The organism is Streptomyces gilvosporeus, from assembly GCF_002082195.1.
Lineage (GTDB): Bacteria > Actinomycetota > Actinomycetes > Streptomycetales > Streptomycetaceae > Streptomyces > Streptomyces gilvosporeus.
In genome coordinates this window covers 6,935,014-6,948,735 of the sequence record NZ_CP020569.1, presented here as the reverse complement: position 1 = coordinate 6,948,735, position 13,722 = coordinate 6,935,014, and the positions used below count along the sequence as shown (strand labels likewise).

Below are 13,722 nucleotides of genomic sequence, written 5' to 3'. Positions count from 1 at the left end.
GCTGTCAGCGACGGCCTACTTTGCGATAGATGATAGCCATGACGACCAGCGCGATGATCACCGCGCCCACGATGATGCCCATCTTCCAGATCTTGTCCATCAGCAGGTGCTGGAGCATCTGGTCGTCGTCTTTTGCGGCAAGGATGAATCCTGTCATGGCCGGTTGCTCACCTTCGCCGGTCGCGGTCGTTGAGCGCGGACATCACGCCGTTCAGCAGTCCGCCGCGGCCGCCGCCCCGGCCGCGGTTCTCCATCACGGCGCGGGCGATCGGCATGGCCTGCCGGCGCGCCTTGTCCAGCGTTTCCTGGCTGACCGCTCCCCGGCGCTTCAGCGCCATCAGCACCACCCCTCCGACGATGACGAGAAGCAGTACGCCGACCGCGATCAGGGCGAAACGCAACAGCACGAAATTCATCAGCCCACCACTCCCCAGCGCTAAAGCCATGACTTTTCCTTCCACTTCCTTTTCCTTGCCGAAAGCTCTGTCGGCCCGGAATCTCAATCGGCGCTGTCAGGCCACTTCGAGCTTCTTCTTCGACGCTATCGCGGCCCTCGGCCCGACCGGGCCGGTCCACGGGTGGAACCGGGGTGGAGCCAGGTGGATTTCTTCTCTCCACCCGCGGCACGGGCGTGCCTCATGCCGGGTCGCCGTCCGCCGTCCGCCAGGCCGCTGCCCCAGCTTCTGCTTCCGCCCCTGCTTCCGCTTCCGCCTTCGCCTTCTCCTCGGCTTCCTGGGCCATCGCTTCGGATGCGCTCAGCTCGCGCAGCGGTACCTCTTTGAGGCAGAGGGCCAGGATCAGGGTGACGATCATGGTGGCGGCGCCGATGAGGAAGCCCAGGTCCAGAGATGCGGCGACGCCCTCGCGGAACGGCCGTTCCAGTACGGGGTCCATCGTCTTCAGGAACGACGAGTCCGTGGCCAGTTCCTGGCCGCCGTGCAGCAGATGGAAGAAGGCGCTGTTGCGCGGTGCGGAGGCGACCGCGGGGTCGTGGATGGCCGCGGCGACCGCGGGATCGGCGGTCGCGCGGTCGACGGCGTCCGCGATGTTGGTGCCCAGCGTCCCGAAGAGGACGGAGAGGAACAGCGCCACGCCCAGTGCGCCGGCCATCTGCCGCAGAAACATCAGCGAGGCCGTCGCCACGCCGGTGTCGCGGGCCGGCACCGCGTTCTGCGCCGCGACCGTGACGGCCTGGGTGCAGTTGCCGATCCCGATGCCGAAGAGCAGGACGAGGGACAGGGGGATCCAGATCGGGGTGTCGATGCCGACGAAGGAGAAGGCGAACATGCCGACGGCGGTGATCGCGGCACCGGCCACCGGCAGGATCTTGTACCGTCCCCGCCGCGAGATCAGCGCCCCCGAGACCACCGTGGCGATCATGATGCCGCCCATCATCGGCAGCATGACCAGCCCGGACTCCATCGGCGTGGCATCGCGCGCCAGTTGCAGATAGAGCGGCACGAGAGAGACCGCACCGAACATCCCGACGCCGACGGTGATGGCGGTCAGGATGGCGGTGCGGTAGGTGGAGATACGGAACAGCCGCAGCGGGATCAACGCGTCGTCGCCCGCCCGTCGTTCGACGGCGACGAAGGCCACGATTCCCAGCAGGCCGACGACCAGTGAGATCATCGCCGCCGGGGAGCCCCAGCCCCATTCCCTGCCGTGGTCGAAGAGCACCAGCAGCGGGACCAGGCCGACGGTGATCGTCACCGCGCCCCACACATCGATCTTCGCCGGCTGCCGGTGGTGTTCCAGATCGAGCACCCTGGCGATGACGGCCATCGCCAGCAGCCCGATGGGGAGGTTGACCAGGAACACCCACCGCCAGCCGCTGATCCCGAGGATCCGGTCGGCGCCGGCGAGCGCGCCGCCCACGGTGGGGCCGCATACGCTCGCCGCGATCCACACCGCCATGAAGTAGCCCTGGTACCGCGAACGGTCCCGCGGCGGCACGATGTCGGCGGTGATCGCGAAGGCCAGCGCCATCAGTCCGCCGCCGCCCAGCCCCTGAAGGCCCCTGAACGCCGCCAGTTGGTACATCGACTGGGCGAAGGTGCAGGTCAGCGAGCCCACCAGGAAGATGGCGATGGAGGCGAGGTAGACCGGCTTGCGGCCGTAGATGTCGGAGAGTTTCCCGTAGACCGGGGCGGCGATGGTGGACGTGACCAGATACGCGGTGGTCGCCCACGCCTGGAGACTGAGGCCGCCGAGGCTGTCGGCGATCGTCCTGATGGACGTGCTCATGATCGTCTGTTCCAGCGCGGAGAGGAACATCCCCGCCATCAGCCCCGGCATCACCGCCAGTACCAGCCGGTGCTGCCGGGACCGGGCGGCCGCCCGGTCCTCGGATCGGGGTCCGGTCGCCTGTGCCACTCTTCGTCTCTCCTGCCTCGCGGAGCGGTCAGCTCCTGCGCTTGAAGATCATCAGTAGGGTGAACAACACCAGCACCACCAAAAGGCCGCCGCCGATGATGATCCCGAAGCGCAGCAGGGCGAAGTTCATCAGCGACTCGGAGTCCATGGCCAGCTGCACCGGATTCCCGATCTCGGCAAGCGAATTCATCGGTCATTTCCTTTCGTCGAGTTCTTCGTCGAGTTCTTCGCGGAGTTCTTCTCGGCGTTCTTCTCGACGAGTTCGAGGTCGTGATCCGAATTTAATGCGGAGTCCGGTGGAGATACGACCCTTCTTGGGTGGGGATCCGGGTGGAGATCGGAAATCAACCCGCCACGAGCGATTCCAGGTACCGGACCAGTTCGGCCGTGCCGGGGAGCGCCCGCAGGGCGCCGCGGGCGTCGGCCGCGAGCTCGTGGTAGCGGGGGTCGGCGAGGATTCCGCGGCATGCCTCGGCCACGGCCTCCGGGGTGGCCGCCGCGGCCAGTTCGCCGATGCCGAAGGCGTGCAGCCGCCGGCCGTTGTGCTCGTTCTCGCCGTCCTGCGGCACCACGACCATCGGGGTGCCCTCGGCCATCGCCTCACGGATGCCGTTGTAGCCGCCGTGGGTGACGAACAGTGCGGCGTGCCGCAGCAGGAGCGGCTGGTCGACCCAGTCGCTCACCAGGACGTTCTCCGCTTCGGGAAGCCCGTCCACCGCGAGACCGCCGGTGGAGACCACCGCGAGGCAGTCGAGCGTGGACAGCGCCGCGACCAGCGCACGCACGGCATCGGCCGGCGGCGGACCGCCGTCGGTCATCCCGAGTCCGGCCTCCATGGCCTCCTCGGTGGCGGTGAACTCGCTGCCGACCGTGGCCAGTACGAGCGGCCGGCCGGCCAGCCGTGCCGCGATGTCCGCGGGCAGGGCGTGGGCCGTCGGCACACTGGTCGGCTGCCGGTAGCAGAACGCCGGCGGGATCTCGAACGCGGCGAACGAGTAGATGGCCGGCACACAGTCGATGCGTCCATGACGGTAGATCGCCTGCGGATCGTGCTGCGGCGGCAGCCCCACTTCGGCCCGGCGCTCGTTGAGCGGATCGCGCACCCGCACCGGGTCGAGCACATTGCCGTCACCCGACGGCGCGGAGACGAAGGGCACGCCGAGCGCCTCGGCGACGAGGCACGCCGCCAGCTCCGCGCCGTCGCGCAGGATCAGATCCGGCCCGAACTCCTTGGCCACCGGGAGGATCGCCCGCACCGCCGTGGTGACATGCGGCGCGGTGTCCACCCACGCCATCTGGCCGGCGATGTCCGCGAACTGGGCCAGCAGTTCGGGCGGCGGTTCCGCGCCGGACCGCAGAATCTCCAGCACCGGCGCGAACTTGTCGAGCAGCCCCGGCAACAGCGGTCGTACGTCGGGGAATTCACCGGCGAAACGCGGCGCCAGCTTTTCGGTGGTGATGACCAGGATCTCGTGACCCGCGGCGGTCAGCGCCCGCGCGATGGGCAGCATGGAGTTGGCATGCCCGGCCGAGCCGGTGACCGTGACCAGAACACGCATCAGAGGACTGCTCCCGAGGTCGGGTGGGGGCGGCTCACAGGAGCACGCTGTGAGCCGTACGGACGGAGCCCGTCGTGTCGAACAGGCGCGGGGCCCGCGCGATCAGCTCCAGATCGAACTGCTCGTGGCGCTGGAGCAGTACGCTCACATCCGCCTCGGCCAGTGCCGTCGCCAGGTCCGGCACGCCCTCGATCCGGCCGTCCGGCCAGGTCAGGCCGTTGACGAAGGGGTCGTGGCAGAGCACCCTCGCCCCGCGCTCGACCAGCGACCGGGCGATCGGTACGGCGGGGGTGTGGCGGATGTCGTCGGTGTTGGCCTTGTACGTCACGCCGAGGAGCAGGACGGTCGCCTCGCTGACGGAGATCCCGCGCTGCTCGAGGTCCTTGGCGATCCGGTCGGCGACCCACAAGGGCATGCCCTCGTTCACCCGGTGCGCGGTCTCGGCCATGTTGAACGCTATGCCCAGGGTGCCCGCGTGGTGGATGAGGTAGAGCGGGTCGGCGGGTATGCAGTGGCCGCCGACGCCGGCGCCCGGCCAGAACGTCTGGAAGCCGTACGGCTTGGTCGCCGCCGCGGCGATGGTGTCCCAGACATCGATGCCCATGCCGTGGCACAGCTGGGAGAACTCGTTGACCAGCGCGATATTGATCTGGCGGTAGGTGTTCTCCAGGATCTTGGCCGCCTCGGCCTCCCGCATGCCCCGGGTCACATGGACCTGGGTGACCTGGCGGTAGAAGTCCGCGGCCCGCTCGGCGCACGCCGCGGTGAGACCGCCGACGACCCGTGGGGTGTTGCCGATCCCGTACCGGGCATTGCCGGGGTCGATCCGCTCCGGTGAGTAGGCGAGGTGGAAGTCGACTCCGGCGCGCAGTCCGGTCTTCTCCAGGATCGGCTGGAGCAGGCCGTCGGTGGTGCCGGGGTGGGTGGTCGACTCGACGATGACGAGCTGGCCGGGCCGCAGCTGTCCGGCCACCGTCTCGACGGCGCTGGTCAGCGGCTTCAGATCGGGTTCGTCGCCGATGACCGGGGTGGGCGCGCAGACGACGATCACCGAACTGGCCGCGAGGACGGCCGGATCGGTGGAGGCGCTCAGCCGACCGTGCAGCGAACGGATCTCGTCATCGGTGACGGTATCCACCGGTGAGCGGCCGTCGTTGACGGTCTCGACGCGGGCCCGGTCGATGTCGAAGCCGACCACGTCGTTGCCCACCTTGGCCAGCTCTACGGCCAACGGCAGTCCGGCATAGCCGATTCCGACCATACCGACGTGAAAACTCCCCATGGCAGACCTCCTGAGTCCACGGGTGAAGCGACAAGTGGGGGGTGCGCTCGTCAGGTGGCGAGGCGCGTCAGAACGCGAGGCGGTAGGGGACGAAGGACTCGGCGTAGGCGCAGTTCCAGGACGAGCCGGTGGCGGCGTCGATCCCGCGGATCTGCTCGATCGAGCGTGGTCCGCTGGGCCGCATCTGCGTGCCGTACGCCTGGAGGGCCTCCTGTTTGGCCTGCCAGAACAAGGAGGTGTCGACGTGCAGCCACCATGCCTCGTTCATCGCCGACCAGCGGTCCTCGACGCCGCGGTAGCCGAGCACGATGCGCGGGGTCGGCTTCAGGCCGGCGGGCTGCACCCGGGCGGCGGCGAATCCGGCCTCGTGCACCGCCTGGTGGTCCTGGTGGTAGCCGCCCGCCGACGGGATGAACAGGGCGTGCGGCCGGACCGCGGTGAGCGACACCTCTTCGTGCCGTTCGATCAGGTCGACCAGCTCGCGCCGGCGGTTGCAGATGTCCATGTCGCCGGTGGCGTCGACCCAGGCGATGGTGCTGGACATGACGCCGAGCGCGGCACAGGCCTTCTCGAACTCCTGGTGCCGCACGGACGGTTCACTGGAGCTGCCCCACATCTTCGCCGCGCGGACGGTGACGCACAGGACGTGCACCTCGACACCCTCGGCGGCGAGCCGGGCGAGGGTGCCGCCGGGGCCGATGGTCTCGTCGTCGGGATGCGGTGCGATGACGAGCGCGCGGTCGCCCGGCCGCAGGCCGAGCGCCGCGGAGGCGGCGGTCACGACCGCGCCGCCGCGGTGCCGGCCGCCAGGGACTCCAGGTGGGCGACGACCGCCTCGACGCCGGGCAGGCCCAGCATCGTGCGCTGTGCGGTGCGCAGGTTGTGGTGGATCGTCTCGTCGTGCAGGACCCGGTCGACGACCTTGGCGATGCCGTCCGGGCTGACCTCGGTGATCCATTCGCCGAGGCCGAGTTCGGCCAGCCGGCCCGCGTTGTGGTGCTCGTCGCCGAACTGCGGCAGCGCCGCCATCGGGACGCCGGCCCGGATGCCCTCGCGGATGCCGTTGTACCCGCCGTGGGTGAGGAAGAGCTGGGTGCACTCCAGCAGCAGCGGCTGCGGGACGAAGTCCATGAGGTGGACGTTGGGGCCGAGTTCGATGCCCTCGACCGGGACACCGCCGGTGGAGACCACAGCGTGGCAGTCCACCTTGGCCAGCGCCTCCACGATCATGTAGAAGGTCTCGACCGGTTCGAGCATGCCGTCGGGCAGGCCGATACCGCGTTCCTGCATCTCCAGCAGCACCGGCAGCGACGTGCCCACCGACGCCAGGACGATCGGCTTGTCGCCGGAGAGCGCGGCCAGTTCGGCGGGCAGCGTGTGCTGCATGGCGCCGAGCATGGGCTGCCGGTAGGTGAAGGCCGGCGGCACCGGGTACTGGGCGAACGAGTAGGCGTCCGGTACGCAGTCGATCTTGCCGTGTGCGTAGATCGACCAGGGGTCGGAGCGCTCCGGGAGGCCGGCCTCCTTGCGGCGTGCGTTCAGCAGCCCGTTGGCGCCCTCGGGGTCGACAACGTTACCGGTGCCGGACGGTGCGGAGATGTGCGGGATGCCCAGCTTCTCCGCCACGAGGACGCCCGAGAGCTCCCCGCCGTCGCGCAGCACCAGATCGGGGCGGAACTCCTCGGCCAGCGGCAGCACGGCCCGGTAGGCGTCGGCCAGATGCGGCCCCGCGGCGAAGACCATCATCTTGATCCGCGGGTCGGCGAAGTCCTCGGGGCTGATCGTGCCGTCACCGCCGCCCGCCAGGATGTTGGTCACCAACCCCACGACGGCGTCGACCAGATCCGGCATGACCGGTTCCACCCGGGCACCCGAGCCGTCGAACACCGTCGTCAGATGTGCGGGCAGCGCCACCAGCACCTCGTGACCGGCCTCGACGAGCGCGTTCACCACGGGCAACACCGCGCGCGCATGGCCCTGGGAACCCGTGACCGTCGATAGAACTCGCATGAGCTGACCCTTCGGTTTGCTGAATTCCAGCGGTGCATGCGGAAAGGGCACGCCGCTGGGCATTGACGGGGGCACAGGAGAGCCATTTCGCCGTTGGCCGCCGCAGCGGATGCACTTCCTTCCGGCGGGCGAGGCGAGAAATGACAGCGGTGATGCGATGCGCCGTCGCAATGACGCGAAATCGCCCTGTACCCAAGAAAGTTAACGACCGGTTTCCGGGGGGAACAACCCCTACCGCCCCTACCCCGGCCCCCTTACGGGCGGACCGGGCCGGTGAGCCATTCCCGGACCGCCTGTGCGGTCCCGCCGGCCAGGTCCTCCATCATCGTGAAGTGGTCGCCCGGCACCTCGGTCACGGTGTGCGGGCCCTCCCAGGTGGACCGCCATTCGGCGGCGTCGCCCCAGGCGGCGAGCGGATCCCTGGCCCGTACCAGCAAGGTGGGTGCGTCGACGGCGGTGTACTGCCACTGGGCCAGCAGCCGGAAGTATCCACCCATGGCGGTCAGTCGGCTGTCGTCCGTGGGCAGGAAGCGCTCGTCACCGCTCACGCCGCCGAGCAGCCGGTCCTCCAGACCTGCGAACTCCCGGCGGGCGGGGACGTAGGGATCCAGCAGCGCCAGTCCGGCCGGCGGTGCACCGCGCCGTTCCAGCTCCCGTACGAGCGCATGCGCGAGGACGCTGCCGGACGAATGGGCGGCGACCACGAAGGGTCCGTCACCGGGTTCGGCCAGCAGTCGGTCCGCGTGCGCGGTGGCCAGCACCTCGACCGAGGCGGGCAGCGGCTCGCCGGTGCGGTAGCCGGGGACCGGGAGCACCAGGACGTCGCGTTCACCGCGGAAGGGCGCGGCGAACCGTGCGTACTCCTGCGGCCCCGACATCGCCAGGACGGAGGGGACGCAGACCAGCCGCGGTCCGTCCGGCCCGGTCGCCAGCCGGACCGGCTCGACCGGGGCGTCCTGGGGACGGTCGAAGACGGGCCGGAATGCGGCCGCCTCGGTGAGGAGCCGGACCAGTTCCGGCACCTTCCCCAGCTCGGCCGCCCGCGCCATCATCGGCCCGAAGGTGGAGCCGGTCGGGGCGGTCGAGGCGGTCGCCGGGGACGTGCTTCCGGGCGCCGGGGGGCCGTCGGCCGGGGCCGGGGCGGCGAGGACGTCCACCAGGTGCGCGGTGAGCGCGGCCGGGGTGGGGTGCTCGAAGACGACGGTGGGCGGCAGCCGGGTGCCGACCGCGGTGGCGAGCCGGTTGCGCAGTTCGAGCGCGGTGAGGGAGTCGAAGCCCAGCTCCAGGAACGGCCGGTCGGCGGCGACGGACTCGGCGTCCGGCAGCCCGAGCACCAGGGCCACCGCCTCCCGGAGGCAGCCGAGCACCACCTCCGGCCGGTCGGCCGGCTCGGCCGCGGCGAACCGCTGCCGGAACGCCCCGGCGTCGTCGGCCGGCCTGCCCCGCCGGGCGGCCGGGCGGACCAGCTTGCGCAGCAGCGGCGGGACCTCGTCCAGACCGGCGACCGCCGCGGCGTCGAAGCGCATCGGTACGACGAGCGGCGCATCGAGCCCGCACGCCGTGTCGAACAGCGCCAGGCCCTCCTTGCTGCTCAGCCCGGCGAAGCCCGGCCGCAGCAGCTCCTTGAACTCGTCGTCGGACAGCCCGTCGGCCATCCCGCTGCGTTCCTCCCACAGGCCCCAGGCCAGCGAGGACGCCGGCAGACCCTGGGCCCGGCGGTGGTGGGCGAGGGCGTCGAGGAAGGCATTGCCCGCCGCGTAGTTGGCCTGTCCGGCGTTGCCGATGACACCGGCGGCCGAGGAGAACAGGATGAAGGCGCCGAGGCCGAGGTCGCGCGTCAGCTCGTGCAGGTTCAGGGCGGCGTCGACCTTGGGTGCGAGGGCGCGGTCCAGCCGGTCGCGGGTGAGGGAGCCGAGCACTCCGTCGGCGAGGACACCGGCGGAGTGCACCACCGCGGTCAGCGGGCGGTCGGCGGGCACCCGGGCGAGCAGCGCGCGGACCGCGTCACGGTCGGCGACGTCAGCGGCCACGATGTCCACCGTGGCGCCCAACTCATGCAATTCCCCGATGAGTTCGGTGGTTCCGGGGGCGTCCGCGCCGCGCCTGCTGGTCAGCAGCAGATGCCGGATGCCGTGCTCGGCGACGAGGTGGCGGGCGACGAGCCCGCCCAGGGTGCCGCTCGCGCCGGTGAGGAGCACCGTGCCGTCCGGGTCGAGACCCGAGGGGCGCTCCGGGGCGGCGAGCGGCACCCGGGCGAGGCGGGGTACCAGGGCGGTGCCGTCGCGCAGCGCGAGCTGCGGCTCCGCGCCGGCGGCGGCCGCGACGAGGGCGCGGGCCGAGGCGTCGGTGCCGTCGGTGTCCACCAGGACGAGACGGCCCGGGTTCTCGGTCTGCGCGGAGCGCACCAGGCCCCAGAGCGCGGCGTGGGCGAGGCCGGGCACCGCCTCGTCGGGCCGGGCGGCGACCGCTCGGCGGGTGACCACGACGAGCCGGGCCCCGCTCAGCGCATCGGCGGCCAGCCAGTCCTGGAGCAGGGTGAGGACCTGGGCGGTCGTGTCGTGGACCGTACCGGCGTCCGGGGTACCGTCGGCCGGCGGGGCGGGCGCGGCGAAGACCAAATCGGGTACGGCAGCACCCGATTCCACCGCGGCCGTCAGGGCGGCCAGGTCCGGGTAGCGCGTCCCGGCATCGGTCGGTCCGGCGTCGGGCAGTCCGTCACCGAGCACTGCCCGGGTGCCGTGCGGCGTCACCCCAAAGTCCCGCGGCCGGACCCAGTCCACGGCGAACAGCGCGTCGTGGTCGCCGCTCGCGGCGCTCAGCTGCTCGGCGGAGACCTCCCGCAGGACGAGGGAGGCGGCGGACAGCACGGGCCTCCCCGTCTCGTCGGCGGCGTCGAGGCCGATCTCGTACCCGGTGTCGCCGCCCTTGCGGACCAGCCGGACCCGCAGCCGGGCGGCGCCCGGGGCATACCGGTGGACGCCGGTCCAGGAGAACGGCAGGCGCAGGGCTTCGGCCGTGGAGAGTTCGGTGCCCGCCGTGGCGGCGTGCAGGGCGGCGTCCAGTAGCGCCGGGTGCAGCCCGTAATCCCGGGCGGTGGACGCCACATCGTCGGGCAGGGCGACCTCGGCGTAGACCGTCTCGCCCGCCCGCCAGGCGGCTCGCAGCCCCTGGAAGGCCGGGCCGTAGTCGACCTCCGCCGCGGCCAGCCGCGCGTAGAGCCCGGTCAGGTCGACGGGTTCGGCGCCGGGCGGCGGCCAGGCCCCCAGGTCGGCGGCGGGCGCCGGGTCCGGGACGAGGGTTCCGGTCGCGTGCGTGGTCCAGGGCCGGTCGTCCCCGGCGGCGTCCGGCCTGCTGTGGATGTGCACCGGCCGGCGGCCCTCGCCGTCGGGCTCCCCCACCATGACCTGGACCGCCACACCGCCCTCGTCGGGCAGCACCAGCGGCGCGGCGAGCGTCAGCTCGTCGAGCCCCGGGCAGCCCGCCTTCTCGCCCGCGCACAGCGCGAGTTCGACGAATGCGGTGCCCGGGAGCAGCACGGTGCCGAGGGCGCCATGGTCGGCGAGCCACGGGTGCGAGGTGAGCGACAGCCTGCCGGTGAGCAGCAGTGCGTCGCCGGTGGCGAGGGAGACCGCCGAGGCCAGCAGCGGGTGCCCGGCGGGCTGCTGGCCGGCGGAGGTGACATCGCCGGCCGACCGCGTGGTGGGCATCCAGTACCGCCGCCGCTGGAAGGCGTAGGTCGGCAGCTCGACCGGCGCGCCGGTGCCCGGCAGCGCCGTCGTCCGCTCCGCCCGGGCGCCGTGCACCGCCGCCTCGGCCACCGCCGTACGGAACCGGCCGAGGCCGCCGTGTTCGCGCCGCAGGGTGGGGACGAGGGCGGCGTCGGCCCCCGCGTCGTCGACGATGCCCTGGAGCGGCACGGTGAGCACCGGGTGCGGGCTCACCTCGATCAGGACGAGGTGACCGTCGGCGAGCAGGGCGCGCGCCGCGGCGTCGAACTGCACCGTCTGGCGGGCATTGCGGTACCAGTAGTCGGCGGTGAGGGCCTCGGTGGCGAGCGGTCCGGCGTCCACCGTCGAGTAGAACGGCACGGGTGCGGCGACCGGTTCCACGACGAGTTCGGCGAGCATCCGCTCGCGCAGCCGCTCGACCTGTGCGGAGTGTCCGGCGGCTTCCACACCGCGCACCCGGCGGGCGCGGATGCGCTCCTCGGTGCAGTCCTCGACGAAGGCGTCGACGGCTTCGACGCCGCCGGAGACCACGCAGGCGCCGGGACCGTTGACCGCGGCGAGGGACAGCGCGCCGTCGAAGCGTTCGAGGCGCCGGAGGATGTCCGCCGGCGGGGCGAGGACGGAGGCCATCGCGCCGTGCCCGAAGAGGGTCCCCAGCGCGTCGTTGCGGCGGGCCACCAGGCGCGCGGCGTCGCGCAGGCCGATCGCCCCGGCCACATACGCGGCCGCGACCTCCCCCTGGGAGTGGCCCAGGACGGCGTCGGGTTCGATGCCGTGGGCCCGCCAGAGCGCGGCGAGCGAGACCATCACCGTGAAGAGCATCGGCTGGACGGCGGCTCTCCGGTCCCAGGACGGCCCGGGCTCCTCGCCGCGCAGCGCGGCGGCCACCGACCAGTCCAGGAACTCCGCGAAGGCCGCGTCGCAGGCGGCGACGGAGGCGGCGAACTCCGGTGAGCTGTCGAGGAGTTCGGCCGCCATACCGTCCCACTGGGAACCCTGGCCGGGGAAGATGAAGGCGACCTTCGCGCCCGGCCGGGCGGTTCCGCGCACGACGTTGTCCGCGCTGTCCCCGGCCTCCAGTACGGCCAGGGCGTCGGCGAGTTCGCCGGTTTCGGTGCCCACGACCGCGCCGCGGTGGTCGAAGGCGGTGCGCGTGGTCAGCAGCGAGTGGGCCACGTCGGCCGGTCGGAGCCCGGGGTACCGGCGCAGCCAGGTGCGCAGCTCGCCGGCCTGGGCGCGCAGCGCGGCCGCGGACTTGGCGGAGAGGTGCAGCGCCACGGGGCCGGGGTCGGCCGACGGCTCCGCGGCGGGCCCCTCGGCCTCCGTGGCCCCTTCGGCCTCGGTGGACTGCTCGGCCGGCGCCTGTTCCAGGATGATGTGCCCGTTGGTGCCGCTGAGTCCGAACGAGGAGACGCCCGCCCGGCGGGGCCGGTCCAGCTTCGGCCACTCCCGCTGTTCGGTCAGCAGCTCCACCGCCCCGGACGCCCAGTCGATCTTGCTGGACGGCTTCGTCACATGCAGCGTCCGCGGCAGCCGCCCGTGCCGGATCGCCTGGACCATCTTGATCACGCCGGCCACCCCGGCGGCGGCCTGTGTGTGGCCGATGTTGGACTTGAGCGAGCCGAGCCACAGCGGAGCGTCCGCGGCGCGGTTCTGGCCGTAGACGGCGAGCAGCGCATGCGCCTCGATGGGGTCGCCGAGCGCGGTACCGGTGCCGTGCGCGTCGACCGCGTCGACGTCCCCCGGGGTGAGCCGGGCGTTCGCCAGGGCCGCCTCGATCACCTTGCGCTGCGCGCCGCCGCTCGGCGCGGTCAGCCCGTTGGACGCACCGTCGGAGTTGACGGCGCTGCCGCGGACGACGGCGAGCACCCGGTGCCCGTTGCGGCGCGCATCGGACAGCCGCTCCAGGACGAGCATGCCGGCGCCCTCGGCGAAGCCGGTGCCGTCGGCGCCTTCGGCGAACGCCTTGCAGCGGCCGTCGGGCGACAGCGCCTGAAGTTCGCTGAGTTCGAAGAAGTCGGGGGCGCACAGCACGGTGACACCGCCGGCCAGCGCGAGGGTGCAGTCCCCCTGGCGCAGCGACTGGCAGGCGAGGTGCAGGGTGACCAGCGACGAGGAGCAGGCGGTGTCCACCGTCATCGACGGGCCCTCGAGGCCGAGGGTGTAGGAGATCCGGCCGGACACCACGGCGCCGGTGTTACCGGTGCCGACGAACGGGTCGGCGCCGGCGGGGACGTCGGTCCCCGCCGAGACATAGTCCGAGCCGTTCATCACCCCGAGGAACACGCCGGTCCTGCTGGCCCGTACGGACAGCGGGTCGATCCCGGCCCGCTCCAGCGCCTCCCACGAGATCTCCAGCGCGATGCGGTGCTGCGGGTCCATCGCCACCGCTTCGCTCGGCACGATGCCGAAGAACGCCGGGTCGAAATCCGCGGCGTCGTGCAGGAATCCGCCGCTGCGGTAGGGCGCCGAGCCGTCCGCCCCGTCGAGTTCCCAGCCGCGGTCGGCCGGAAAGCCGGTGATCGCGTCCCGGCCCTGTTCGACCAGGTCCCACAGCTGGTCGGGGCCGTGCACTCCGCCCGGGAGGCGGCAGGCCATCCCGACGATCGCGATGGGCTCCGCCGAGCGGGCCTCCTCCTGCCGCAACCGCTGCCGGGTCTGGTGCAGTTCCGCCGTGGCCTGCTTCAGGAAGCGCCGGAGCTTGTCCTCGTTGGTCATAGAGATCCTCCCCCTCAGTCGAAATGTGCTGCGAGCCGCAGGTACGCGC

8 protein-coding genes and 1 pseudogene are annotated in these 13,722 nt (G+C 72.1%); all 9 read right to left on the bottom strand.

Annotated features, from left to right (window positions below; all coding sequences use genetic code 11):
- Positions 1-4: 4 nt before the first annotated feature.
- Positions 5-157, bottom strand: a complete 153-nt coding sequence (locus B1H19_RS38910) for a hypothetical protein (RefSeq protein WP_159028160.1) — start codon at positions 155-157, stop codon at positions 5-7.
- 10 nt (positions 158-167) lie between these two features.
- Entirely contained in the window at positions 168-446 is a 279-nt protein-coding gene (locus B1H19_RS30780) for a hypothetical protein (protein WP_159028159.1), read from the bottom strand.
- A gap of 190 nt (positions 447-636) precedes the next feature.
- On the bottom strand, positions 637-2,376 hold the full coding sequence (locus tag B1H19_RS30775; protein WP_107426190.1) for an MDR family MFS transporter: 1,740 nt from the start codon (positions 2,374-2,376) through the stop codon (positions 637-639).
- Between the two features lie 28 nt (positions 2,377-2,404).
- Positions 2,405-2,566, bottom strand: coding sequence for a hypothetical protein (locus B1H19_RS38905; RefSeq protein ID WP_159028158.1), 162 nt, complete (start codon positions 2,564-2,566; stop codon positions 2,405-2,407).
- A 154-nt stretch (positions 2,567-2,720) separates the two neighbouring features.
- Complete coding sequence (locus B1H19_RS30770) at positions 2,721-3,935, bottom strand: glycosyltransferase (protein WP_083107969.1); 1,215 nt, start codon at positions 3,933-3,935, stop codon at positions 2,721-2,723.
- Positions 3,936-3,969: 34 nt separating this feature from the next.
- Positions 3,970-5,217, bottom strand: a complete 1,248-nt coding sequence (locus B1H19_RS30765; protein ID WP_083107968.1) for a nucleotide sugar dehydrogenase — start codon at positions 5,215-5,217, stop codon at positions 3,970-3,972.
- A 67-nt stretch (positions 5,218-5,284) separates the two neighbouring features.
- Positions 5,285-5,998 (bottom strand): PIG-L deacetylase family protein, encoded by a 714-nt coding sequence (locus B1H19_RS30760; RefSeq protein WP_203237265.1) that lies wholly within the window; start codon positions 5,996-5,998, stop codon positions 5,285-5,287.
- On the bottom strand, positions 5,995-7,170 hold the full coding sequence (locus B1H19_RS30755) for a glycosyltransferase (RefSeq protein WP_237289586.1): 1,176 nt from the start codon (positions 7,168-7,170) through the stop codon (positions 5,995-5,997). Before B1H19_RS30755 ends, B1H19_RS30760 begins: the two co-directional genes overlap by 4 nt.
- A gap of 311 nt (positions 7,171-7,481) precedes the next feature.
- Positions 7,482-13,634 (bottom strand): annotated as a pseudogene (locus B1H19_RS30750) (type I polyketide synthase); the annotation flags it as partial.
- Between the last annotated feature and the right edge of the window lie 88 nt (positions 13,635-13,722).